General features: G+C 63.3%; 24 protein-coding genes. 5 read left to right on the top strand and 19 right to left on the bottom strand.

The window, feature by feature from the left end:
- Nucleotides 1-29: 29 nt before the first annotated feature.
- From ACQ4W0_RS05835 to ACQ4W0_RS05765, 15 genes are all read right to left on the bottom strand, one after another.
- Nucleotides 30-320, bottom strand: a complete 291-nt coding sequence (locus ACQ4W0_RS05835) for a pilus assembly protein (RefSeq protein ID WP_436575908.1) — start codon at nucleotides 318-320, stop codon at nucleotides 30-32.
- A gap of 10 nt (nucleotides 321-330) precedes the next feature.
- Nucleotides 331-2,130, bottom strand: coding sequence for a type II and III secretion system protein family protein (locus ACQ4W0_RS05830; RefSeq protein ID WP_436575907.1), 1,800 nt, complete (start codon nucleotides 2,128-2,130; stop codon nucleotides 331-333).
- A 48-nt stretch (nucleotides 2,131-2,178) separates the two neighbouring features.
- Nucleotides 2,179-3,012: a Flp pilus assembly protein CpaB gene (gene cpaB / locus ACQ4W0_RS05825; protein ID WP_436575906.1), complete on the bottom strand. Its 834-nt coding sequence runs from the start codon at nucleotides 3,010-3,012 to the stop codon at nucleotides 2,179-2,181.
- The gene (locus tag ACQ4W0_RS05820; RefSeq protein ID WP_436575905.1) at nucleotides 3,009-4,355 is read right to left on the bottom strand and encodes an ATP-binding protein; all 1,347 of its coding nucleotides are present in this window, start codon (nucleotides 4,353-4,355) and stop codon (nucleotides 3,009-3,011) included. Before ACQ4W0_RS05820 ends, cpaB begins: the two co-directional genes overlap by 4 nt.
- Before the next feature lie 30 nt (nucleotides 4,356-4,385).
- Complete coding sequence (locus ACQ4W0_RS05815) at nucleotides 4,386-5,006, bottom strand: isoprenylcysteine carboxylmethyltransferase family protein (protein ID WP_436575904.1); 621 nt, start codon at nucleotides 5,004-5,006, stop codon at nucleotides 4,386-4,388.
- 30 nt (nucleotides 5,007-5,036) lie between these two features.
- Entirely contained in the window at nucleotides 5,037-5,624 is a 588-nt protein-coding gene (locus ACQ4W0_RS05810) for a prepilin peptidase (RefSeq protein ID WP_436575903.1), read from the bottom strand.
- Nucleotides 5,621-6,700 (bottom strand): phosphatase PAP2 family protein, encoded by a 1,080-nt coding sequence (locus ACQ4W0_RS05805; RefSeq protein WP_436575902.1) that lies wholly within the window; start codon nucleotides 6,698-6,700, stop codon nucleotides 5,621-5,623. Before ACQ4W0_RS05805 ends, ACQ4W0_RS05810 begins: the two co-directional genes overlap by 4 nt.
- The gene (locus tag ACQ4W0_RS05800) at nucleotides 6,697-6,870 is read right to left on the bottom strand and encodes a Flp family type IVb pilin (RefSeq protein ID WP_436575901.1); all 174 of its coding nucleotides are present in this window, start codon (nucleotides 6,868-6,870) and stop codon (nucleotides 6,697-6,699) included. The genes ACQ4W0_RS05805 and ACQ4W0_RS05800 overlap by 4 nt, the downstream gene beginning before the upstream one ends.
- A gap of 104 nt (nucleotides 6,871-6,974) precedes the next feature.
- Nucleotides 6,975-7,148 carry a Flp family type IVb pilin gene (locus ACQ4W0_RS05795; RefSeq protein ID WP_436575900.1) on the bottom strand — a complete coding sequence of 58 codons (174 nt, stop codon included), beginning with the start codon at nucleotides 7,146-7,148 and terminating at the stop codon, nucleotides 6,975-6,977.
- A 74-nt stretch (nucleotides 7,149-7,222) separates the two neighbouring features.
- Nucleotides 7,223-7,369 (bottom strand): hypothetical protein, encoded by a 147-nt coding sequence (locus tag ACQ4W0_RS05790; protein ID WP_167468693.1) that lies wholly within the window; start codon nucleotides 7,367-7,369, stop codon nucleotides 7,223-7,225.
- 251 nt (nucleotides 7,370-7,620) lie between these two features.
- On the bottom strand, nucleotides 7,621-8,316 hold the full coding sequence (locus ACQ4W0_RS05785) for a response regulator (protein WP_436575899.1): 696 nt from the start codon (nucleotides 8,314-8,316) through the stop codon (nucleotides 7,621-7,623).
- Entirely contained in the window at nucleotides 8,313-9,980 is a 1,668-nt protein-coding gene (locus ACQ4W0_RS05780) for a sensor histidine kinase (protein WP_436575898.1), read from the bottom strand. The genes ACQ4W0_RS05785 and ACQ4W0_RS05780 overlap by 4 nt, the downstream gene beginning before the upstream one ends.
- A 149-nt stretch (nucleotides 9,981-10,129) precedes the next feature.
- Nucleotides 10,130-11,101, bottom strand: a complete 972-nt coding sequence (locus ACQ4W0_RS05775) for a GGDEF domain-containing protein (RefSeq protein WP_436575897.1) — start codon at nucleotides 11,099-11,101, stop codon at nucleotides 10,130-10,132.
- A 5-nt stretch (nucleotides 11,102-11,106) separates the two neighbouring features.
- Complete coding sequence (locus ACQ4W0_RS05770) at nucleotides 11,107-11,733, bottom strand: chemotaxis protein CheC (RefSeq protein ID WP_436575896.1); 627 nt, start codon at nucleotides 11,731-11,733, stop codon at nucleotides 11,107-11,109.
- A 2-nt stretch (nucleotides 11,734-11,735) separates the two neighbouring features.
- Complete coding sequence (locus ACQ4W0_RS05765; protein ID WP_436575895.1) at nucleotides 11,736-12,104, bottom strand: response regulator; 369 nt, start codon at nucleotides 12,102-12,104, stop codon at nucleotides 11,736-11,738.
- Nucleotides 12,105-12,310: 206 nt separating this feature from the next.
- Here ACQ4W0_RS05765 and rpiA point away from each other — a divergent pair, with 206 nt between their 5' ends.
- A complete protein-coding gene (gene rpiA, locus ACQ4W0_RS05760) occupies nucleotides 12,311-12,988 on the top strand; it encodes a ribose-5-phosphate isomerase RpiA (RefSeq protein WP_436575894.1) in 678 nt (225 codons plus the stop codon).
- A 36-nt stretch (nucleotides 12,989-13,024) separates the two neighbouring features.
- On the opposite strand, the gene ACQ4W0_RS05755 is transcribed toward rpiA, so the two are convergent.
- Together ACQ4W0_RS05755 and ACQ4W0_RS05750 are read right to left on the bottom strand one after the other, a co-directional pair.
- On the bottom strand, nucleotides 13,025-13,594 hold the full coding sequence (locus tag ACQ4W0_RS05755) for a DUF6622 family protein (protein WP_436576268.1): 570 nt from the start codon (nucleotides 13,592-13,594) through the stop codon (nucleotides 13,025-13,027).
- A gap of 121 nt (nucleotides 13,595-13,715) precedes the next feature.
- The gene (locus ACQ4W0_RS05750; protein ID WP_034750797.1) at nucleotides 13,716-13,988 is read right to left on the bottom strand and encodes an oxidative damage protection protein; all 273 of its coding nucleotides are present in this window, start codon (nucleotides 13,986-13,988) and stop codon (nucleotides 13,716-13,718) included.
- 219 nt (nucleotides 13,989-14,207) lie between these two features.
- Between ACQ4W0_RS05750 and kdsA the strand changes: the two genes are divergently transcribed.
- Nucleotides 14,208-15,053 (top strand): 3-deoxy-8-phosphooctulonate synthase, encoded by an 846-nt coding sequence (gene kdsA, locus ACQ4W0_RS05745; protein WP_436575893.1) that lies wholly within the window; start codon nucleotides 14,208-14,210, stop codon nucleotides 15,051-15,053.
- Nucleotides 15,054-15,095: 42 nt separating this feature from the next.
- Here kdsA and argA read toward each other — a convergent pair whose 3' ends face one another.
- A complete protein-coding gene (gene argA, locus ACQ4W0_RS05740; protein WP_046685875.1) occupies nucleotides 15,096-16,406 on the bottom strand; it encodes an amino-acid N-acetyltransferase in 1,311 nt (436 codons plus the stop codon).
- 57 nt (nucleotides 16,407-16,463) lie between these two features.
- Between argA and hrpA the strand changes: the two genes are divergently transcribed.
- Nucleotides 16,464-20,672 (top strand): ATP-dependent RNA helicase HrpA, encoded by a 4,209-nt coding sequence (hrpA, locus tag ACQ4W0_RS05735; protein WP_436575892.1) that lies wholly within the window; start codon nucleotides 16,464-16,466, stop codon nucleotides 20,670-20,672.
- 190 nt (nucleotides 20,673-20,862) lie between these two features.
- Here hrpA and ACQ4W0_RS05730 read toward each other — a convergent pair whose 3' ends face one another.
- A complete protein-coding gene (locus ACQ4W0_RS05730; RefSeq protein ID WP_436575891.1) occupies nucleotides 20,863-21,459 on the bottom strand; it encodes a PRC-barrel domain-containing protein in 597 nt (198 codons plus the stop codon).
- A 183-nt stretch (nucleotides 21,460-21,642) separates the two neighbouring features.
- Between ACQ4W0_RS05730 and ACQ4W0_RS05725 the strand changes: the two genes are divergently transcribed.
- Nucleotides 21,643-22,908, top strand: coding sequence for an extracellular catalytic domain type 1 short-chain-length polyhydroxyalkanoate depolymerase (locus tag ACQ4W0_RS05725; protein ID WP_436575890.1), 1,266 nt, complete (start codon nucleotides 21,643-21,645; stop codon nucleotides 22,906-22,908).
- 318 nt (nucleotides 22,909-23,226) lie between these two features.
- Complete coding sequence (locus tag ACQ4W0_RS05720) at nucleotides 23,227-24,441, top strand: MFS transporter (RefSeq protein WP_436575889.1); 1,215 nt, start codon at nucleotides 23,227-23,229, stop codon at nucleotides 24,439-24,441.
- Nucleotides 24,442-24,452: the final 11 nt, after the last annotated feature.

Below are 24,452 nucleotides of genomic sequence, written 5' to 3'. Positions count from 1 at the left end.
CGGCAGTGGCTGGGTGGATGGGGCACGCTTCAGCGTTTGCTGACGCCGATCGTCAGCACGTCGGGAATCGGATCGGGCGCGCTATAGGATTTCTGGTACAGCTTGTAGCCGCTGACGGCGGTCTTGCCATCGAGGCCCAGCACGGGATTGCGGTTGTTGGCCGCGTCCGGATACAGGATTTGCTGCTGCTTGAGCAAGGTCACCGACTCGCCGAAATGGCTGTCGAGCACCGGGGTGGTGGTGGCGGCACAGCCGGCCAGCGCGCCGATCACCGCAGCGCACAGCAGGTTGCGGGGCAGGGTGGTTGCGAAGGTTTTCATGGGGATGCTCCTATTTGAGATCGTCGATGACGCTGAGCGACGGCGAGGCCGCATCGGCTTTCGGCACGGCGCGGTATTGCGGCAGGTCGTTGCTGCTCGCTGTCGGCGTGGCGACTGGCATGGCCACCGGCATGGCAGGCGGTACGGGCGCGGCCATGGCGGCAGGCGGCGGCGCGGAGGCAGGTAGCGGCATCGGCGCTGGCTGCTGCAGTGGTGCCGGCGCTGGTGCGGGCGCCGTGCCTTCCATCTTGCCTTGGATAAACATGTCGCCGCGCGTAGGCTCTACGTACGGATCGGTCGGCAGTTTGTAGTCGGGCGGTAGCGGCTTGACCAGGTGCGGCGTGATGATGAAGACCAGTTCCGTGCGGTCCGTCTGGAAGTCCGTGCTGCGGAACAGGGCGCCCAGCACGGGCACTTCGCCCAGGCCCGGCAAGGCCTTGATGTTGCTGGTCACATTGTTCTTGATCAAGCCGCCGATGGCGAAGCTCTGGCCATCGAACAGCTGCACCGTGGTAGTGGCGCGCCGCGTGGTAAACGAGGGCAGGATGGCGGTGGTCGTTATGCCGGTAGCCGTGATGCCGATGCCTTCCTTGTTCAGGTCGGATACCTCCGGCGATACTTTCAGGTTGATGCGTCCCCCTTCGAGCACGGTGGGGGTGAACTTCACGGCCACGCCAAACTCTTTTTCTTCCAGCGTGATGGTGGGCGTGCCACCATTGTTGGTCTGGCTGACGGGGATGAAGATCTTGCCGCCAGCCAGGAAGCTGGCTTCCTGGCCGCTGATGGCCATGATGTTAGGTTCAGCCAGCACCTTGATCAAGCCATCGCGCTTCTGCGCATCGAGGCCCAGGAAGTTGCCGTTACGGCTGTTGCTGGCGCCGATGCTGCTGGGATTGTTGCTGAGCAAGTTCGACAGCAGCGAATAGGTCCAGCCGCCTATGGTCTTGCTCAGGCCCAGGTTGGCGCCCAGTTGATCGACCAGGGTTTTCGACACTTCCGCCACCTTCACTTCCAGCATCACCTGCTGTGGCGCGGCGATCGCCATCAGGTTGATCACGCGTGGCGAGGCCGATGGTCCGCCTGACGGGTCGGGTGCGGCGCCGGCCGCGGCGGGCGCCGCACCGGCAGCGGCGGCGCCCGCCGCAGGGCGCGAACCGCGCTGCGCATAGGCGTTGGCCAGCGACATCGCCTGGTCGGCCTTGACGGTGTCGCTGACGACGCCCGACAGGATCAGGGTGTCGCCGGCCACCGTCACGCGCAGGTCTTTTTCATTCGGCAGCAGTTCGGCCAGGCGCGCTTGCAGCAGGCTGGCGTCGATGCTGACGGACAGGTCGATGATGCTCGCTTCATTATTGCGGTTCCACACGATCAGGTTGGTCGTGCCCACGGATTTTCCCAGCAAATAGACATCGGTGGTGTTGAGCAGGATCACGTCGGCGATGCGCGGGTCGCCCACCGAGACGCGGGCGACAGGAAACGGCAGGTGCATCAGGGTGGACTTGCCTTCGGCCAGGGCCATGTTGCGCGACAGTTCGGCGTGTCCGCCCATCTGGTCCGGCATGGCTTGCTGCGCTGACGGCTTCATGCGCGGCGCGCGGCGCACGACCTTCGGTGGCGGCGTGCTGACACTTGCCGCTGCGGCAGGGGCCGCCGTGGCGCCGGGCGGCGTGGTTGACAGGCCTGGCGACGTGGCCGGTGCGCCCGCTTCGCCATGGGCGGCCGGGGTCAGGACGCCGATGGCGGCGATGGCGAGGGCCATGCGCAGGATGCGGCTCCCGTTTGCTGTGCTCAGTTTGCTCATGGTGCTCATGGCATGCTCCTCGTGGTGCGGATCGGATGATGATCGGCGTGGCGTTGTTCAGAATTGTTGGGAGCTGCGTTCCAGCCCCTTGATGACATCGACTTGCGGCCCGGCTGGCCCTTGCGCCACGCGGCGGCGCACGACTGGCCGGGGGGCGGGTGGGGCCACCTGGGCGGCGACCTTGGCGTCCAGCAGGCTGGTCTTGGTGGCGCCATCCGTGTTGACGGGCTTGTCTTCGATCTGGTTGCGCAGCACCAGCGACAGGGTGCCCACGCTGCGCGCCAGGTCGAGTTTTTCCGTCTGGTCGGGCGTCAGTTCCAGGGTCACGGCATTGACCACCTTGGGCTTGGTGTCGTCGCGGTTCGATTCCTGCGCGATGGCCAGCACGAGTATGCGTTCAAGCACGATTTTGGAGATGCTGGGGTCGCGCCCGGTGCCCGTCTTGGCCGCGTCGTCCTGCGTGTTGACGAGGATATCGACGTAATTGCCGGGCAGGGCGAAGCCCGCCACGCCGACCACGTCATTGACGCGCACCGTCATGGCGCGCTTGCCTTCGCCCACCACGGCCGACAGGCCGCCCTGGGTGCCGGGGGGCGCCAGCTTGCTTTCCATGATCGGTTCGCCGTGCTGGATGCTGGTGCGCGTGACGCGCGCATCGAGCAGTTTCGGGTCATTGATGGCGCCCGGCGGCAGCGCGCTGCTGGGCCAGTCGACCATACGCACCATTTCCGGCGCGATGCGGGCGCCCAGGCTGATGTCGACCAGGGCGACAGCGACCTTGTTGGTATTGCCCGAAGCCTGGGCATTGATCCAGCGCGCGGCCACGATGACCGCCACGAACGCCAGGATGACCGCGAAGGCCATCATCGTCAGAGCGCGTGCGTTTCTCATTTTGATACTCCTTTTTGCAGGACCTCAGCCGGTCCGTTCTGTATGCCGGCGGAGCCGTCGGCGGCGCCGAAATAATTGTTCCAGGCCCAGTGCAGCGCGTCGGCTTCGAGCCGTGGCGGGCGGCCTTCATAGCGGGCCACGTCGCACAGCTGGGCCAGGATGTCGCGCGGATAGCAGGCCAGCAGGGGGCGCGCGTGCTGGCCATGCAGCTGCAGCAGGTAGTGGTAGGCGGCATGGTTGAAGGGCATGCCGAATTGTTCGCAGACGTGGCGGAACACGGCTTCGTAGTGGTAGCCGCTCAATTCGCCGATATGGATCTTGTAGCCGATGCGGCGCAAAAAGGAGTCGTCGGCCAGCTGCTGCGGCGCCAGGTTCGAGGAGAAGACCACAATGACGTCGAAGGGCACGGGGAATTTGTAGCCCGTGTGCAGCGACAGATAATCTACGCGGCGCGCCATCGGCACTATCCAGCGGTTCATCAGTTCCACGGGTGAGCAGCGCTGGCGGCCCAAGTCATCGATGATGAAGATGCCGTTGTTTGCCTTCAGGTGCGGCGGCGCCTGGTACAGGCGGGCGCCGGGATCGAATTGCAGGTCGAGCATGTCGAGCGTCAGTTCGCCGCCCGTCAGCACGGTGGGGCGGGATGCGCGTACCCAGCGCGGGTCGGCTGGCGGCGCCACGTCGGCGGCCAGCGTGTGCAGCATGGGGTCGAGGAAGGGCAGCACCTCGCCATCGACCATCACCGCGTGCGGCAGGGCGATGGTGCCGCTGAGTAAACCGTGCAGGCGCTCGGCCAGATACGTCTTGCCACTGCCGGCGGGGCCGTGCAGGAACAGTGCGCGGCCCGAATTCATGGCCGCGCCCAGCTGGTCGAGCACCGACGTGCAGGCCACCACGTCGTGAAACTGCTGCATCATGGCTTCCCGCGTAACGTGCATGTGCGCCACGCTTTGCGCCAGCACCTGCGCGCTGTAGTGGGCCAGGGTGACGGGGGCGGGGCCGCTGTAGGCGTTGCGCCGCAGATAGTCGGCGGCGCGCAGGCGTCCCTGGTCGACCAGGTGGTAGTGCTGGTCGGCGTCCGTGCCGCTGTAACCGTTGCGCTGCACCTCGCACAGTTTTTCGGCGCGCATGAAGGTCAGCAGTGGTTCGAGCACGCCAGCGCCCAATTTCACGTGCGAGGACAGGGCCGGCAAGCCGATCTGGCCGCGCAGGAACATGACCTTCACCAGCAGTTCCACCAGGAACAGGAAGGGCAGGCCTGTTTCGGCCACGTTGCGCGGTGCGCGCTGCATGGCCGGCATGATGCTGCCGTCGGCAGGCGCTTCTGGGTAAGTATCGGGCATGATGATCGCTCCTTTCGCCGGATGGTGAGGTCAGAAGATGAAGGGCAGCAGCCGGTATTTCACTTGCCGCATGTACACGCGGTAGCGCACGTCGGTGGACAGGAAGCGCTCTTCGCGCAGCAGGCGCAGCACCAGCAGCAGCATGGCGGCCGCATACACGGCCGTGTTGCCGGGCGAGACATTGCTGAGCAGATACGCGCTCGACGACACTACATAGCTGGCGTACACGGGATGGCGCACGAAGCGGTACATGCCGTGCGTCTTGATGCTGCGCTGCGCCACCACCAGGCCGAAGCTGCGGTTCAGCGACAGCAGGCCGGCGATCTGCAGGGCGCAGCCGAATGCCAGCAGGTAGCGCGCAGCGGGCCAGATGGTCATCTCTGAGGGAGAGAAAAAGAACGGCGCGAAGGTGGCGCCGACGGCCAGCAGCCAGTCGCCCGCATCGGTCGAGACGCTGACGGGAGCCGTGCGCACGATGAACAGCAGGGCCGAGACGGTTTCGGCACCACAGAACAGCAGGTAGCTCCAGTCGCCGCTGTGCTGGTAGGCCAGCACATGCGCCCAGGCAAACACGCTCCACAGGCAGGCCATGAAGATGCTGCAAGCCTGGCTGGCGCGGCGCGAACTGAACAGAGTGGCGATGTTTTCCATGGTGGTAGTCCTGGTTGGGTGGCGCGCCGTTCAGCGCAAGCTCCACAGTTGTGTGTAATGGAGGAAGAGTTGCAATCCCGTACCGCTGGCGATGGCGAAGGCATACGCCAGCCTGCCGCTGGCGGCTGGCGGTTCGGCGATGCTGCCAACGCCGCCGGCAAGGCTGTGCAGCAGGGCGCCCAGCAGCATGTCGTAGGTGTTTTTCAGGACCCTGCGCAAGCGCCGTCCTGCCAGCGCGGCGGCCAAGGCCAGCACGCCGCCGGCCAGGCAGGTCAACAGTACGGCCTCGAGCACGCCGAGCGGCCCCAGGAAGGCGCCGCACATGGCCATCAGCTTGACGTCGCCGGCGCCCAGCGCGCGCAGCAGATACATGGGCAGCAGCAGGACCAGTCCGGCGCCGGCGCCGGCCAGTGCCGGCAGCAGGCCCAGGCCGCCGAATGCAGGGTCGAACAGGCCGCTGCCAGCGGGCATGATAGTGTTCAGCAGCAGTCCTGCCAGCGTGCCGCACAGCACCAGGCGGTTGGGGATGCGGCGGCTGCGCAGGTCGTGCCACAGGGCGGCGGCCAGCAGTGCAGCCAGGGTGGCCAGGCACAGCAGCATGGCAAGGCGGGCGTTCATGGCGACAGCCCTTCCCTGCTGATGCAGGGGGCGATGCCCAGCGGCTGGCTGGTAGGCGCGGCGTTCCTGCGCAGGGCCAGGCCCACCGCTTGCCAAATGACGACGGCGCCGATGGCCCCCACATAGCCGTCCAGCGCGTAATGCCAGCCCAGGTGGACCGAGCCGAGCATGATCAGCACGGCAAAGGCGGCCAGGGCGATGCCGGCGGTACGGCGGATGGGCCAGGCGACCAGGGCCATCAGTACGGAGGTGGCCACGTGCATGCTGGGCATGGCAGAAATGCCCAGTTCGCCAACGCTGCCACCGCTCTGGTAGCCCTGCCACAGCATGTCCTGCACCTTCAGGGCCCAGACGGGAACGCGGTGGTTGCTTTCTTGCAGGTAGGCCATCAGCGGCGCATACGGATCGCTGGCATGGAAGTGGCCGTAATAGCAGGGGCCGGCGGAGGAAAACAGGACGGCCACCACGTTGCCCAGGACGATCCAGGCGATGGTAAAGCTGAGCAGGAACTGCATGCGCAGCAGGGGCCGCCGGGTATCGAGGATGAGCCAGTACAACAGGGCGTAAAACAGCAGGAACCAGAAATGGTAAGCCACGTTCAGCAGGCCCGTCAGCAGAGGATGGCCCAGCAGCGGCTGCAGCCAGGCCCACGGGGCCGTGCCGCCATGCAGGGCGATGTCGATGGCCGACAGGCGGGCATCCCAGTCATACGGATGCAGGCGGGGAATGGCGGCTTTGAACGAGGTAAAGCTGAGAGCGAACAAGGGCACCAGCAGCAGCGCAGGCAGTGCATGCAGCAGGCGCTCGCGGCGCAGGTGGCGGCGCAATTCCTGGTACAGAAAATGGCACAGGCGCGCGGGGCGCAGCATGCACATCACGTAGCCTGTCCAGGCGCACAGCAGGAAGACGGGGCCGGTCAGCACGGCCAGGGCGAAGCTGGCCAGCAGGGGGGCGATATCGTGGCGTGTCGGCCTGCTGCCGGTCAGCAGCAGGACCACGGCCGTGTAGGCCAATACCAGCAGCAGCAGCGCACGGTGGCTGTGCAGCGAGGCGCGCAGGGTCGATGGGATAGTCATGACAGCGCCAGGACGACCTGGTCCTTGATGGTAGTAAATAGCAGGGCCAGGCTGTCACCGGTCAGGCTCACGGCAGCCACGATGACCACGGCCAGCAGTCCGGCCAGCAGCGCGTATTCCAGCGCGGTGACGGCAGTTTCCTCGTACAGGCAGGACAGCAGAGAATTCACGATGGACCTCGCAGTCGATGGATGGCAATGCGGGTGGGCGGTCAGGGCGGCGTGCCGACTGGTGCACTCCGGACAAGGCGGCTGCCTTGGCCGGAGTGCCGTGCTTAGGTATTGGCAGTGGTCAGGGCCGTACCGATCTTCGTGAACGTGGTTTTCAATTGCGTGCCGACGATGGTGACGGAGGCGATGATGACGACGGCGATCAGGGCGGCGATCAGGCCATATTCAATCGCGGTCACGCCATCTTCTTCGCGGATGAAATTTTTGATGAAGTTCATGATGACTCCTAGAGTAAAAGAGAACTGCAGGGAACGACAAAGGTTGGACAACATGGTTGCCGTGAACGGCGGCATCATGGACTTTGCCCCAATGCCAGCAGTCCGATGATGCAGACCACCACCACCAGCGCCGCCGTCAGCGCATAGCGGTAAAACGCCGCTTTTTCCTTGCCTTGCAGATACGTGGCCAGGCGCGAGGGGAGGTACTTGTCAAAACGCATGCTGTACTCCGTCTCGGTGGACTGCGACTGGTGGCGGAATGGACACTGGTACAGTCACTATAGAAGTCGAGGTATTGATCTACATCAGAAGAACCTCCCGTTTATGGTAGGAGGATTTGCTCGATTTTTTCGTGACAATTGTCCTGCCCGAGGCCGCCACGGGCAGGGCGTGGCCAGCCGCTGGCGGCAGGGCCAGGGAGACGCGGGAATGGCAGGAAATTGCGCGAGCGGCTACGCTCAGGCGGGGGAGGTCAGGCGGCGGGCGGCAGTTCGCCCAGGCGGTGCTTGGTGGCGTAGGCGTACAGTTCCAGGCGGTTGTAGACGCCCAGCTTGCGGTAGATCGAGGTCAGGTGGTTGCGCAAGGTGTGTTCGGAGATGAACAATTGGTCGGCCAGCAACTTGGCCGGCGTGCCGCTGCCGTGCACCAGGGCGGCAATGATCTTTCTTTCCTTGAGGGTCAGGCTGGCGACGGCGATCGCTTGCGCCGAGCCACCGCCGGGCTGGGTCAGCTGCGTCATCATGCGGCCCAGCATGGCTTGCTCCAGCCACAGCTCGCCATGGCTGACCTTTTCGATGGCTTTGAGCACCAGTTCCGGTGGCGCATCCTTGCTGATGATGCCGCGCGCGCCATGGAGCATGGCTTGCTCCATGACGGCCTGGTCGTGGCTGCCTGTCAGCACGAGGATGCGCGTATTGCCGTTTTGTAGCAACTGCGGAATGATGGCCAGCGAGCTGACGCCGCCCAGGTCCAGGTCCAGCACGATCACGTCGGGACAGGTGATGGCCGCCTGCGCCAGCGTGCTGGCGCTGTCGCACGCCGTGGCGACCACCTGCATGCCGGAATGTTCGCCGCCGATCAGCCGTTCCAGGCCCCACAGCATGGTCTTGTGGTCATCTACCAGCATGACGCGGATGGCGGTATGGGATGGGGGTTGGCGGTCATTCATATCGGAATCTCGATCTGGACGGAGGTGTTGCCCAAGGTGTTGTGCGTGACTCTGGCACTGCCGCCCAGCGCGGCGGCGCGTTCGGCCAGGGAGTCGGGCAGGAAATCGGGCACGTGCGCGGCCGCGCATTCATTGTCGATGCTGATGTGCAGAGCGCCTTGCACGCAGGTCAGCTTGACGGCGCCGTGGCGCGCCGACGTATGCTTGCGGATATTGCTCATGCCCTCGTTGACGATCTGGAACACTTCGGCCGCCAGGCGGTCGTTGATATGCAGGTCGCCCTCGATATGCAGGGTGATGTCGATGCCATAGAATTCGTGAATTTGCGCCGCCTGACGCCGTAGCGCCACCAGCAGTTCCGGCTCGCTTTGCACCTGGCCGTTCTTGAAGGTGCGCGCATAGCTGCGCAGGTCGGCGATCACCTGGCCCGACATGAGGATCAGTTTTTCCAGTTCCGGCAGCAGTGGGTTGCCGGGCAGGGCCTCGTTGCGCAGGGCGGCCAGAGCGTGGCGCAGGCCGATATACGGCTGGATGGCCGTGTCGTGCAGGTCGCGTGCGATCTTTTCTCGCTCGCGCGAGGCGGCCTGCGATGCCAGGCGGTCGAGCAGCTCGATGTTTTCAATGACGGGAAACGCCTGCGCGCCGATATGGCTGAGGAAAAGAGCGTCGGTCTTGCTCAGGCTGGCAGTGGAAACGATGTAGAGGCGGCCCGTTCCATTGCGCAAAGGCAAGGGCGCGCTGATGAAGGAGTGCGCTTCGAGCAGCTCGGCCAGGCTGGCGCCTGCCGTATCGTCATGCCGCAGCCAGCGTCCGCTGTCCGCGTCCAGCGTACGCACGCCGCCGGTCCACGGCAGCCAGCTGGACAGGGGACGGTTGTAAAGCACGATCTTTTCGGGCGGGAAGGCCAGCAAGGGGCTGGCCGCCTCATCGCTGAGGACGGCGCTGGTCGTGGCCAGCTCCGTGCCCGTATGCACGGCACTGCGCAGTGACCAGTGCGGCGCCCCCTTGTCCTGCATCGCCAGCAGGCAACTGCGGGCATGGAAATAGCTGCGGGTTTTTTCCAGTACCGAGGAGATGGTCTGGTCGACGCCGAAGCGGGGATTCGACAGCTGGCTGACATCGCGCAGCAGGGCCAGGTGGCTGCGCTGCGTGATGGCCGAGCCGCCCCAGTAAGCGATCATGTAGCCGAGTGCCAGCAAGAAGGTGGTGCGCAGTAGCAGGCGCGACAGTTCCGCATCCGTTTCGCCGAACAGGGCGGTGGCGGCGAACAGGCCGGCCGAGGCCAAGGTGATGCGCGCGCCTTCCTCGAAGCCCCGTTGGAACGACGAGGTCAGGATGGCAAAGAAGAAAAACAGGAAAAACAGGTTGTTGTGGTTGCTGCTGGAAAAGACGATCAGCGCATACCAGGCCACGTCCAGCCAGTACAACAAGATGTCCTGGGGCAGGCTGAAGCCCAGCAGTGCCAGCACGTAGAGCAGCAGGCTGTGCACGGTGTAGGCGGAAAAGATCAGCCAGGTGATATTGCTCAGTTTGCCGGCGCTTTCGGGATCGATGAACAGGGTCAGCAAGGTGGCGCTGGACAACAGCAGGCGCATGCCATTGACCATGGTCGTATCCAGGCCGGTGCCCGGCAGGCGGGATTTGAGGGGCAGGTCGAGATTCACAAGCACTCCTGGCCGTATCCGCGCATGCATGGAGCATGCGCATGAAGGATGCCGCTGATAAATCCTTGTTGTTTTTGCTGCAATGATGAACGAGTCTACGCATCCGCCGCAGGGATGTCTACAGGAATTGCGTGCCGGGCGTTGCTTTCCTACAGCGGCTGTACCATCACACGGTTGCGCCCGGCGCCCTTGGCCAGATACAGGGCGCGGTCGGCGGCGCCGATCAGGGCGGAGATGGCCAGCGGCTGCTGCGGGTGCTGCGTGGCGATGCCGATGCTGACCGTGATGTGCTTGACGTCATTGCCCGTCTTGGCATGCGGAATGCGCAGTTCGGCCGCCCGCTGGCGGATCGCCTCGGCCATGCGCAGCGCCTGTGCCGCGTCCGTGTCGGGCAGGATGGCGGCAAATTCCTCGCCGCCATAGCGCGCCAGCAGGTCGGTGGGGCGCTGCAGCATGGCGGCCAGTTCGGCTGCCACGCGGATCAGGCAGTCGTCGCCCTGCTGGTGGCCGTAATGGTCGTTGTAATCCTTGAAATGGTCAATGTCGATCATCAGCAGCGACAGGGGGCTGCCCGTGCGCATGGCGCGCCGCATTTCCTTCTCGATCGCCACGTCGAAGTGGCGGCGGTTGGCGATGCCCGTCAAGCCGTCGGAAAAGGTTTGCGAGCGCAAGACCATGGTCTGTTCGCGCAGCAGCTTTTCGCGCCCCACGGCGATGGTGACATCATTGATCTGGATCAGGCAGTGGCGCGGCGAACCGGGCAGATTGATCGGCGTGACGGCGATCGCCTGCTGCATGCGTTCCTGGCCTTCCGCCGCACCAGCAGCGGCGCCATGCGTGTACAGGGCAAACGGCGCCTTGTGCAAGGTTTGCGACAGCAGCGACTGGAAATTGTCGCGCAGGGCCTGGGTGATGGCCGAATCGATGCGCTTGTGTTGCAGTTCCGGATAGACGGCAAAGAAGTCCTGGCCCAGCACGGCGTCGGCCTGGCACGCCGAGTGGCGCGCCATCCAGTGGTTCCACAGCACGATGCGGTGCTGCTCGTCGAGCACGATGGCGCCCAGGTTGATGGCACCGAGTATGCTTTCGAGCAGGCCGAGTCGGTGTAAGGCCTCCGGCATGATCGTCACGCCGGTCCCAGGACCTTGGCCAGATAGTGGCTGACCTGCTGTTTCAGGTCGTGCAAGGCGGACAGGTCGAGCACGAATGCCACATAACCATGGATCTGGTGCTTGGACAGCACGAAGTCGATATGCAGCATCAGCACGACGGCGTCGTCATCGTGGCCGCCGAACGAGGACAGGATTTCCGCGCTGGTGCCCACGTGGTACAGGGGCAGAGAGCCATGCAGTTCGCTGTCGAACAGGTTGGCCAGCGTGCCCACGCAGGAGTTGAGGATGATGTTGCCGATTTCGCTCATCGCCTCCTGTTCCATCTCCGTCAGTTCCTGCAGCGGCATGGCGTCGCCCACCATCAGGCGCACGATTTCCAGGCTCTTGTCTTCCGGGAACATCAGGATGGCTTCGGTGGCGAAGGCGCCATCGTAATGCTGGCTGACGCCGCAGATGCGTTCGCCATCCTTCTTGCTACCCAGCAGGGCGGCCGCGTCGGCACGGTTCAGGAACGTGATCGACGGCACCGACATGGTCACTTCTTCATTGACGATCTCGCTCATCGCGGCAGCGGCATGGCCCACCCCGATGTTGAATATCTCTACCAGGGCATCGTTTTCGAGTTCGGTGAGATTGATCATGCTCACAATCCCAGTGATTCGATCAGCTGATGGATGCGGGTTTCCGTGATGGGTTTTTCCATGAAGCCCACGCCTAGTTCGCTGGCACGGTTACGGATGGCGTTTTGCACATTCGCCGTGACGAGAATGATGTGCGTTTGCGGGTACAGCGCGCGCAATTGTTCCGCTGCCGCCACGCCGCCCATGCCGGGCATGTTGACATCCAGTAATATCAGGACAGGGCTCACTGTCTTGACTTTTTCCAGGGCTTCTTCACCTGTCGCCGCCTCAATCACTTGCCAGTCGGGATGTTTGCTGAGGATGAACTGATGCGACATCAAACGTGAAACCCGGCTGTCATCGACAACAAGTACCTGTTTACTGTGATTCATTTGCTATTCCTGAAACGTCATATTGGGCTATCGTTCCATTTTCGCATATTTTAAAGGGCATAGAGAGTAATTGAATGGGAAATTGCCCTAGAGCAAAGTTTCCCCACTTGCCTGTTGTATCAAATCGAATCGGCGGTCATCATGGCCGGCTGGCCGGGCTGGCAATCCGTTAAAATAGCGCCATTCCCCACTTTAGCCTGAATGTCATGACCCAAGACGAATTAAAGCAAGCCGTAGCCCGTGCCGCCATTGATTACGTAGTCGATGGTGAAATCATCGGTGTCGGCACCGGTTCCACCGCCAATTTTTTCATCGATGAACTGGCCAAGATCAAGGACCGCATCAAAGGCACGGTCGCATCGTCCGAAGCGACGGCCGCGCGCCTGGCAGGCCATGGCATTGCCGTCTTCGACTTGAACGACGTCGAGTCGATCGCCGTCTACATCGACGGCGCCGATGAAATCACGGCCAGCGGCGCCATGATCAAGGGCGGCGGCGCGGCATTGACGCGTGAAAAGATTGTTGCTTCTGTAGCGAAACAGTTCGTCTGCATCGCGGACGGCTCCAAGCTGGTTGGCACTTTGGGCGCCTTCCCGCTGCCGGTGGAAGTGGTGCCGATGGCCCGCGCCGCCGTATCGCGCCAGCTGGCCGCGCTGGGCGGCACGCCCCGCTTGCGCCTGAAGGCTGGCAGCAGCGAAGCGTTTATTACCGACAACGGTGGCGAAATCATCGACGTGCTGGGCTTGCAGATCGCCGATCCGGTGGCGCTGGAACAGCAGATCAACCAGATCGTCGGCGTCATCGCCGTCGGCCTGTTCGCCGTGCGCGGCGCCAATGTTTGCCTGCTGGGCATGCCGGAAGGCGTGCGTACCCTGGCATACTAAGACGTTCGCCGGCAGTTGCCGGCGTCCGCACTTGACTTACACGGCGGCCCCTTGCGGGCCGCTTGTCATGTGTGCCTGGCGATACACGGCCACGGTGCGCAGCAAGCCGCCCAAAAAGATGCCGCTGAAGCCACCGTAGGCGAGGCAGACGGGCACGATGAAGCCGGTTGCATGGGCAGTCGCCGGGGTGATGGCCAGGGTCACGGCCACCGCATATTTCATGCAGAAGATGCTCATCATCAAGATCAATGGCACCCAGCTGCCAGGGCGCTGCACGCTGCTCCGCTCGGGGATGGCGGCTATCTTGCGCGGATCGACCAGCGTCCAGGCCAGCGCCGCACCGGCCAGGGCGCCGGCTGCCCAGGCGAACGGCGCCATGCCGTCGAAACCGAAACTGCCATGCACGCCGCTCAGGGACAGGGCCAGCATGACCAGGGGAATGATGCACAGCTTGCGCAAGCTCACTTCGCGTGCGCGGCTGGCCAGCACGCCGCGGTACACGAGAAAGCCCAGGATGGCCCAGACGTAGAGGGGAGTGTGGCTGAAGATTTGCTGCAACATGGTGTCCGTCCTGGAATGAAGTTGTCGATGGACGTACTGTGCCAGCCGGCGGCGTGGTCGGCGAGCGGTGTGCGACGAAACGGGGAGGCGGTGCCGTGAATCGGCGGGGGAGGGCGTGAAACGAAGGTAAAACTGCCCGTGACGTGGTCACGGGCAAGCGATAAACTTATTCCGTTGGCGGAACGTAACCCATGGCCGCATCGGCGCCATCGCCGAAGAAATGCTTTTCCATCTGCGTGGCCAGGTATTTGCGGGCGCGCGCGTCGGCCAGGTTCAAACGGTTTTCATTGACCAGCATAGTCTGGTGCTTGAGCCAGGCGGCCCACGCTTCTTTCGACACCGATTCGTAAATCTTCTTGCCCAGTTCGCCCGGGTACGGTGGGAAATCCAGTCCTTCGGCTTCCTTGTTGAGTTTGATGCAGTGGATCGTGCGGGCCATCTGTGCTCCTGAATCAGTGTAGAGATAAAGCGTGATTATAAGGCACTTTGCGCCTGCCCTCGCGGGGCCGTCGCGGCCAGCTTGCCTGCCGTTTGCCACGCCCTTGCGCTGGATCAAATTTGATCTGCGCCGCCCTAGCTAGTAAGATGCTTTATCGCGCCAGCCGCTGGCTGCGCCTCGTCCAAGCAAGTAGTAGCAATTAACCAATATGGAATCCCTATGACCTCAGTGAAAGTCCATGGCATCGACGTCAGCAATGAAGGCAGCTTCGTGCTGTTTGGTGGCATCAACGTGCTCGAATCGCGCGATCTCGCCATGCGCGCCTGCGAAGAATATGTGCGCGTGACGCAAAAGCTGGGCATTCCTTATGTGTTCAAGGCCAGTTTCGACAAGGCCAACCGTTCTTCGATCCATTCCTACCGCGGCCCTGGCCTGGAAGAGGGCATGCGTATCTTCCAGGATGTCAAGGCGGCGTTCGGCGTGTCCGTGATTACCGACGTGCATGAGCCATGGCAGGCGCAGCAGGTGGCCGAAGTGGTCGACGTGCTGCAACTGCCCGCCTTCCTGGCGCGCCAGACGGACCTGGTCGTGGCCCTGGCGAAAACGGGTAAAGTCATCAACATCAAGAAGCCGCAATTTTTGAGCCCTGGCCAGATGGCCAATATCGTCGAGAAATTCAAGGAAGCAGGCAACGAGCAATTGATCCTGTGCGACCGTGGCACCTGCCTCGGCTACGATAACCTGGTGGTCGACATGCTGGGCTTTGGCGTCATGAAGAAGACGTGTGACGACTTGCCGATCATCTTCGATGTCACGCATGCGCTGCAGCAGCGCGATCCCGGTGGCGCCGCCTCGGGTGGCCGCCGCCAGCAAGTGGCGGACCTGGCCCGCGCCGGCCTGGCCGTAGGCATCGCCGGCCTGTTCCTGGAAGCCCATCCAGACCCGGACAACGCCCGCTGCGACGGCCCCAGCGCCCTGCCGCTGGACCAGCTGGAGCCATTCCTGGCGCAATTGAAGGCGCTCGATGACCTGGTGAAATCGTTCGCCCCGCTGAATATCAAGTAATTGTATTTACGCAAAGAAAAAGCCCGGCATGCCGGGCTTTTTTTACAAGGTTTTAATTAACACCTGTGATTTGCGTTGCCAGTTATACATATGCTGGCGGTCCTTCGGCAAATCGTCGACGGTGGCGGGCACGAAGCCCCGCTTCTTGAACCAGTGCGAGGTGCGCGTGGTCAGCACGAACAGTTTGTTCAGGCCGGCGGCGCGGGCGCGGTTTTCCATGTGTTTCAGGATGCGCTCGCCATCGCCCTGGGCTTGCACTTCCGGGTTGACGGTCAAACATGCCATTTCCGCCATCTTTTGCGCGGGGAAGGGGTACAGGGCGGCGCAGCCGAAGATCACGCCATCATGCTCGATGACGGAGAAATAATCGATTTCGCGCTCGATCAGCTCGCGGCCCCGCTTCACTAAAGTGCCGTCCGCTTCCAGCGGTTCGATCAGTTTAATAATCCCGCCCACGTCTTCGATGGTGGCCTGGCGCAGGCTTTCCAGGTTTTCATGGCTGATCATGGTGCCCACGCCATCATGGGTAAACAATTCCAGCAGGGCGGAACCGTCCATCGAGAAGGGCACGATGTGCGAGCGCTCGACGCCGTTGTGGCATGCCTTGACGCAATGTTTCAGGTAGAACGCCGTGGCGTCCGGCAAGAAACCGGCCATCAGCACGGCTTCGGCCTGGTGCGACGACAGTTCGCGGATTTCCACGCCCGTGGCGTCTTCCATCATCGGCGTTTCCGTGATGAAAATCAGCTTATCCGCGTGCAGGGCGATGGCGGCGCTGCACGCCACGTCTTCCATGGTCAGGTTGAACGCTTCGCCGGTCGGCGAGAAGCCCAGCGGCGACAGCAGCACCAGGCCGTCCGAACCGAGGATGGAGTGGATGGTTTCGGCGTCGACCTTGCGCGTGATGCCCGTCAGTTCCAGGTCCACGCCATCGATCACGCCCAGCGGGCGCGCCGTGATGAAGTTGCCGGAAATGATACGGATGGCCGCATGCGACATGGGCGTGTTCGGCAAGCCCTGGCTGAACGCGGCCTCGATATCGAGGCGCAGCTCGCCGGCAGCTTCTTTTGCGCATTCCAGCGCGGCGATATCCGTGATGCGCACGCCGTTGTGAAAGCGGCCTTCGACGTTACGCAAGGCCAGTTGTTCCGCCACTTGCGGCCGCGAGCCGTAGACGACGGTGACATTGATGTCCAGCGCATGCAGCAGGGACAAATCATGGGCCAGCACCTGCAGCGCCCCGGCGCTGACGAGTTCACCGGGGAAGGCGACCACGAAGGTCTTGCCGCGAAAGGCGTGGATGTAGGGCGCGACGGAGCGCAGCCATTGGACGAATTGGGTAGGGTTTTCCATTAAGCGCATTATAATTCGCTGCGCGATGTGCGCGCTTAAAATACCTGTAAAAAAACAATGTCTTCAGCCAGCAATAAGTCTTCCCCTCCTTCCACCGTTGCAAATGTGCCCGCCAGCGGGGATGTTTTCACGCCTGCCGCCACGCCTGCGCAGGGCCGCCAGCGCCCGCCCGTGAGCCAGCAAAGGCCGCAGGCGCCGCGCACGGAACAGCAGAAACAGCAACAGCAGCAGCGCGCGCCGCGCCCGCCGCGCGAGGGGCAGGCGCCGCGCAATGGCCAGGCTAGCCGCGAAGAGCGCGAGAGTCGCGAGAGCCGTGACGCAGCCCGTGCCGCGCGCGAGGCGGAAAAGGCCTTCCGCAATCCGCTGCCACCGATTACCTATCCGGAAGACTTGCCCGTCTCGGGCCGGCGCGAGGAGATCGCCAAGGCCCTGGTGGAAAACCAGGTCATCATCGTGTGCGGCGAGACGGGTTCCGGCAAGACGACCCAATTGCCGAAGATTTGCCTGGAACTGGGACGGGGCCAGAAGGGCATGATCGGCCACACGCAGCCGCGGCGTATCGCCGCCTCGTCGACGGCCAAGCGCATCGCGCAGGAACTCGGTACGCCTCTGGGCGAAACCGTGGGTTTCAAGGTGCGCTTTACCGACACTCTGAGCCGTGGCGCGTCCGTCAAGCTGATGACGGACGGTATCTTGCTGGCCGAGACGCAGACCGACCCGTTGTTGAAAAATTACGACACCATCATCATCGATGAGGCGCATGAACGCAGCCTGAACATCGATTTCCTGCTCGGTTATCTGAAACAGCTGCTGCCGCGCCGGCCCGATTTAAAAATCATCATCACCTCGGCCACCATCGATGCGGAACGCTTTGCGCGCCATTTCGGCACGCCGGAAAAGCCCGCGCCCGTGATCGAAGTGTCGGGCCGTCTGTACCAGGTGGAAGTGCGCTACCGTCCCGTGGAGCGCGAACAGGTGGCCATGCCAGGTTCGGGTGCAAATGTCGACAAGCCGGGCCAGCGCACCGCCGCCGCGCGCGAAAAGCGCGACCTGATGGATGCCGTCGTCGATGGCGTGGAAGAACTGTGCCGCATCGGCTCGGGCGATGTGCTGGTATTTTTGCCCGGCGAGCGCGAAATCCGCGACTGCGCCGAAGCGCTGCGCAAGCACCATCCGCCGCATGTGGAGATTTTGCCCCTGTTCGCACGCCTGTCGGCCGAGGAGCAGGAACGCGTCTTCAAGACCAGCAATGCGCGCCGCATCGTGCTGGCCACCAACGTGGCGGAAACCTCGCTGACCGTGCCCGGCATCCGCTACGTGGTCGACGCGGGCCTGGCGCGGGTCAAGCGCTACAGCTACCGCAACAAGGTGGAGCAGCTGCAGGTCGAGCCGATCGCCCAGTCGGCCGCCAACCAGCGCGCCGGCCGTTGCGGCCGCGTGGCCGATGGCGTCTGCATCCGTTTGTACGAAGAGCAGGATTACCTGCTGCGGCCGAAGTTTACCGAGCCGGAAATCCTGCGCTCCTCGCTGGCCGCCGTCATCCTGCGCATGAAATCCTTGCACCTGGCGGACGTGGAAACCTTCCCCTTCATCGAGCCGCCACTGGCGCGCGCGGTGGCCGATGGCTACCAGCTGCTGCAGGAATTGGGCGCCGTCGACGAGGTCAACCAGCTCACGCCGCTGGGCAACAAGCTGGCCAAGCTGCCGCTCGACCCGCGCGTGGGCCGCATGATCCTGGCCGCGCTCGACAACGCCTGCCTGACGGAAGTGCTGATCGTCGCCTCGGCCTTGTCCGTGCAAGACCCGCGCGACCGCCCGATGGAGCACCAGCAGGCGGCTGACGAGGCGCACAAGAAGTTTGCCGATGAAAAGTCGGAATTCTTGAGCTACCTGAAAATCTGGCGCTGGTTCGAGTCCGCCATCGAGCACAAGAAAACCAACCGCCAACTGCAGGACAATTGCCGTACGAATTTCCTGTCGCAGATGCGCTTGCGCGAATGGCGCGACGTGCATTCGCAGTTGCTGACCATCGTCAAGGAACAGGGCTGGCGATTGAATGAGGCACCGGCCACCTATGACAACCTGCACATGGCCTTGCTGACTGGCTTGCTGGGCAATATCGGTTTCAAGGGCGAAGACGAGCCGGGCGCCGGGTACCTGGGCGCGCGCGGCATCAAGTTCCATATCTGGCCCGGTTCCTCGCTGCTGAAAAAGCCGGGCAAGTGGATCATGGCGGCCGAACTGGTCGACACCACGCGATTGTATGCGCGCTGCGTGGCGCAGATCCAGCCCGAATGGCTGGAAAAAGTGGGCGAGCACCTGCTGAAGAAATCGTGGGGCGAGCCGCGCTGGGAAAAACGTTCGGCGCAGGTGACGGCGTCGGAACGGGCGACTTTGTATGGCCTGGTGGTGTACAGCCAGCGCCGCATCAACTATGGCAATTTCAACCTGCCGGAAGCGCGCGAAATCTTCATCCGCGACGCCCTCGTCGGCGGCGACTTCGACACGCGCGCGCCGTTCTTTGCGCACAACCACAAGCTGATCAAGGATATCGAAAACCTCGAACACAAATCGCGCCGCCTGGACGTTCTGGTCGACGATGAATTGATCGCCGCCTTCTACGACAAGCTGCTGCCGGCGGATGTGTGCAATGGCGCCGGCTTCGAAAAATGGCATAAGGACGTCACGCGCGAGAACCCGAAGCTGCTGTATCTGAACCGTGAAGAGCTGATGCGCCACGAGGCGGCCGGCGTGACGACGGATTTGTTCCCGAAAACCATGTCCGTGACGGGCCTGGAAATGGGACTCACGTACCATTTCGAGCCGGGCAGCGTGCGCGATGGCGTGACGTTATCGGTGCCGCTGTATGCGCTGAACCAGTTGCCGCGCGAGCGCTGCGAATGGCTGGTGCCGGGCATGCTGAAGGAAAAAGTGCATCTGCTGCTGAAATCCCTGCCGCAAAAGCTGCGCCGCCACTGCGTGCCGCTGCCCGATTACGCGGCGAAATTCTGCGAGCGCGTGCACGAGGCGGGCGTGTTTGGCCGCGGTGACCTGATCGACGCCATCATCTTGGACATCCGCACGCAGATCACGATCAATGTGCTGACGACGGACTTCAAGCCAGAAACCCTGCCTGCCCATCACTTCATGAATTTCAAGGTGATCGACGAACATGGCCGCCAGCTGGACATGGGCCGCAACCTGGCCACCCTGCAGGCGGAATTCGGCGGCCAGGCGCGCCAGAGTTTCCAGAAGCTGGCCGAAGTGTCGGGCGTCTCCGGCACGGGCACGCCGGGTGCCAAGGTGGCGGGCGCGCAAGTGGCGTCGCGGCTGCAGGCGCAGAGCGCCACAGTCGCAGCAGGCAAGGGCGCATCCGCCCCTGTGGCACCGGCATCGGCAAATGCCACCGTCTCGCAACACATGGGCTTGACGGGCTGGACCTTCGGCGAATTGCCGGAATTGCTGGAAATCGTGCAGGGCAAGCTGACACTGATCGGTTTCCCCGCCCTGGTTGACAAGGGCACGCATTGCGACCTCGAAGTGTTTGACGACCCGACCGTGGCTGCCCGCACGCACAAGGTCGGTTTGCGCCGCCTGTTCGCGCTGCAAATGAAGGAGCAGATCAAGTACGTCGAGAAAAGCATCCCTGGTTTGCAGCAGATGGGCATGCAATTCATGGCCCTGGGGTCTCAGGAAGAACTGCGCGAGCAAATCATCAACAAGGCGCTCGATATTGCTTGCTTGCAAGATCCGCTGCCGCTGGACGCCGCCTCGTTCGCCAAGCGCCAGGCGGAGGGCAAGTCGCGCCTTGTGTTGCTGGTCAATGAAATCGCCCGCCTGCTGTCGCAAGTGCTGACGGAATTTCACGGTTTGCCGAAGCGTTTGCAGAATATTCCTGCAGCGGCCGCATCCGACATTCAGTCGCAACTGCAGGGACTCGTGCATAAACGCTTCCTGACGGAAAACGAGTACACGCAGCTGGCGCACTTCCCCCGCTATTTGAAGGCGATCAATGTGCGCCTGGAAAAACTGCGCGCCGACCCCGCGCGCGACACCAAGTTGATGGCCGAATGGCAATCGGCCGCCGCGCCGTATCTGCGCCAGAGCAAGGACCGCCAGGCCGGCAAGAACACGGACCCGAAACTGGTCGAGTTCCGCTGGATGCTGGAAGAGCTGCGCGTGTCCCTGTTTGCGCAGGAATTGCGCACGCCGATGCCTGTTTCTGCCAAAAGGTTGCAGAAAGTATGGGAATCCATGCAGCGGTGATGCCGCCTCTATAAACCTCGCTTGGCTCACTATCGCGTCGGCTTTGCTCACCGGCTCGGCGCCCCCGGCTCGGCGCCCCCGTACATAGTACGGTTGCGCTACTCAACGCGATATTGTACTTGCTCGCTACGGTTTCTAGAGGCGCCGTGACGCTAACGATGGTCAGCAATGTAGGTCGGATTACGCACAGCTAATCCGACCTACGTTTATCGAGTCCATTATCGCTGAGCGAGGAACGCGAACCCACGTCGCCCTGGCTGCTGCCCGTGCCGGCGCGGCTGCCGCTCATGGAGGTGCCGGACATGCTGCTGTCGCTGCCCGATTGACGGCTGGCGCCACCGTGCAGCTCGCTGCCGGACTGCATGCGGCTGGCCGCCATGGCGCCGCTGCCGTAGCGCGTGCCGCTGCCATAGAACGCTTCCATCTGCTGGTTCCACGCATCGCTGCCCATGTCGGGCCAGTTGTTCTTGTCGAAGCCGGGTGCGTCTTTCAGCTGGTTTTTTTCCACGTCGAGCAGGAAGCGCTTGTTGACGGGGTCCAGGGTCAGGCGTTCCCAAGGGACGGCAAACAGCTTGTCGCCCATGCTCAGGATGCCGCCGAAGGACAGCACGGCATAGGCGATCTGGCCGGTGCGCATGTCGAGCATGATTTCCTTGATGTCGCCCAGTTCCTCGTCGCTGTGATTGTAGACATCGTCGCCGAGCAGGGTGTCGGCCCCCATCAGGGCCGGCCCCGGGCCGTCGTGGTTACGGTACATGCCCAGGATGTCGCGGTCCAGATAGCTCATGGTGTTCTCTCCTCGTGAAGTGCTGATCGAGTCCCCAGATTACGCATGCGCACAAGGTCGCGTTTGATCTGCCTCAATGGTGTCTGCTGCACTTTTATCCGTGTGCAAACGCACGGTGTTGTCAGCCAATTGCGGTACTCTATGCGTTCTACGGAGGAGGCCGCACATGCTGACGATGCAACGATGCAGTGGGATGAACTGGCGGTACGCTCCACAACGACACGCGTGCCGCCTGCCATGGTGAAGCCTGCCACCAAATGGCTGAGCGGGCTATTGCGCGCCGGTAAGGCGCAGCAGCGCACGGCGACCAGGCTGGCCAAGGTGCTGTTCGGGCCCGTGCCAGCCAAACCCAGGGTCCGCAAGGCGGTGGCCAAGGCCGGGGTCAAGACCGTGGTCAAGACCACGAAGGCGAGTCCCAAGCCGCGCGCCAGGTCTGCCAGCGACGCTGTGCCCTCGCTGGCGCCCTTCGCCACGCCCTTGTCGCCCCCGCGCGTGCGCAAGCGAACGGCGCCCCCGCCAGGCAAGTGGCTGGCCGCCCACTATGCGCCGTTGCCGGAACTGGGGCAGTTGCCGGGCCGGCGCCTGCCGTATTTCCTGTACCTGCCCGAGAAGGCGCCGAGCGTCGCCATGCGCAGCCGGGGCCGGCCGCTGCTGGTGATGCTGCACGGCTGCGAGCAGAGCGCCACGCAGTTTGCCGAAGGCACGCGCATGAACCGCCTGGCCGAACGCAAGGGCTATGCCGTGCTGTATCCGCAGCAATCGTTGCGTTCGCATGCGCGCCGCTGCTGGAAGTGGTACGACAAGCTGACGCAGGAGGGCGGCGGCGACGTACGCCTGATCGTCGGCGCCATCGAGCAGGTGGCGGCCCGCTACGCGATCGACCGGGCGCGCATCTATATCTGCGGTATTTCCGCCGGTGCCGGCATGGCGCATATCGTGGCCCTGAACCATCCTCATTTGTTTGCCGCGCTGGGCCTGCATTCGGGGCCCGTGTTTGGCGCCGGCCATAATCTGATCGGCGCGCTGCAGGTGATGCAGCATGGCGCTGCCGCCCGTGCCGATGCGGCCATCGATGAAGTGCTGGCGCGCCAGCCCGCGTTTCCCCGCCTGCCCACCATCCTGCTGCAAGGGCTGGCGGACAAAGTGGTGCGGCCCATCAACCAGACGCAGCTGGTGCGCCAGAGCGTGCGCGTCAACCGCCTGCCCGCCGACACGCTGGTGACGGCGCAGCGCCTGCCAGGCGGTGCGGCGGGCGGGCGCAACCCGGCTCATGCGTATGCCTTGCACGATTATCAGGTGGGCCAGGAGGTGCTGCTGCGCGTGGCGCAGGTCGAGCACCTCGAGCACGCGTGGAGCGGCGGCGACGCCAGCCTGCCGTTCAATGACAAGGCAAAACCCGACGCCAGCAAGATGCTGCTCGATTTCTTCGCCGGCCACCGCCGCCGATAGGCTGCCGTGCCGCGCGCCGCAACGGCGCTGCAGGCACTGGTACGCATCGTTCTTCCTTTCCCCGCATCGCCGGCCGTGCCGCCGCACGGCCGCACCAGCGCGCCTGTCGCGCCCTTTTCATCCCCGGTAGCGCATGCCCTCATGCCCTCAATTTTTTTGATTGGTATTAATCCGGTATGTAAAAATCACAAAAAAAGGCGCTAAAAATAGTAACTGGTATACAATTGGTACACGTTTTCAGTGTGAAACGTGTCGGCCGTCCCATACCCTGACGGCCGACATGCACTGACGGCAGCCACCCACGTTACGGAACGCGCCATGTCCATCAAGTCCAGGCAGTTGTTGTGGTTTTTTGTGTTTTTCCTCGTCTTTGAACTGAATATCTATCTGTCGAACGACATGATCATGCCGGCGATGCTGGGCATTGTCGACGAGTTCCAGGTAGAGAAAAATTTCGTCCCGCTGTCCCTGAGCCTGTATCTGCTGGGCGGCAGCTCGCTGCAGATTTTCCTGGGTCCGCTGGCCGACACCATCGGCAAGCGCAAGCTCGTGCTGACTGGCAATACCTTGTTCTTGCTTGCCACGCTGGCGGTGCCGTTTGCCGCTTCGATCGAGCAATTTCTCGCCCTGCGCTTCATCCAGGGCATGGGCTGCTGCTTCATCTTCGTCGGCTATGCCATGATCCATGAACTGTTCGACGACATGGCGGCCGTCAAGCTGAGCAGCATTCTGTCGAGCACCACCATCCTCGCGCCCCTGGCCGGCCCCATCCTCGGCAGCGCCATCATCAGCCGGCTGGACTGGCGCTACGTGTTTTTCCTTTCCGGCCTGCTGGCGCTGCTGTCCTTGCTGGGCCTGTTCAAGACCATGCCGCGCGCGGCGCCGACACAGCCGCGCCTGGATGGCCGCGCCATCGTGCGCAGCTATGTCGCCATTTTCAGCAACGGGCGCTTCATGTTCGGTATGTTCACGGCCGGGCTTGCCACCGTGCCCCTGACGGCCTGGATCGGCTTTTCGCCCATCTTCGTGCTGCAGGAGATGGGCGCCTCCTACGCCACCTATATCGCGCTGCAATGCGTGATTTTGTCCGGCTTTGTGCTCAGCAGCATCGCCATCCAGCGCCTGCGGCAGGATTTCCCGCTCGTGCATCTGCTGCGCCTGGGCGGGCTGATCGCGGCCGCCGGCATGCTGGGCGCCGGCGCGGGCCGCCACCATGTCGATGTGTTTGCCGCGTGCATGTTTGTCTATTCCATCGGCTTCGGCCTGTTCAACGGCGCCCTGATCCGCAGCGCGATTACGGCCAGCAAGGAATCGATGACATTGACGACGGCCGCCATGAGCTTGCTGTACTGCATTTATTTGTCTGCCTGGCTGCAGTTGTACAACGTGCTGTGCCAGCGCTTCGGCTATGCGCTGGAAACGTATGCGCTGCTCAATATCCCCGTCATCGTGGTCATCGCCGCCTGCCTGCTGCTGTTTACGCGGGGCATGGCGGGGCGCCGGGAAGGCGAGGTGAGGCTGGCCCGGCACTGATGGCGCCACGC

It is taken from the genome of Janthinobacterium breve, from assembly GCF_051380895.1.
Taxonomy (GTDB): Bacteria; Pseudomonadota; Gammaproteobacteria; order Burkholderiales; family Burkholderiaceae_D; genus Janthinobacterium.
The sequence above is the reverse complement of the archived record's forward strand: the minus strand, read 5'-3'. Positions and strand labels throughout refer to the sequence as shown.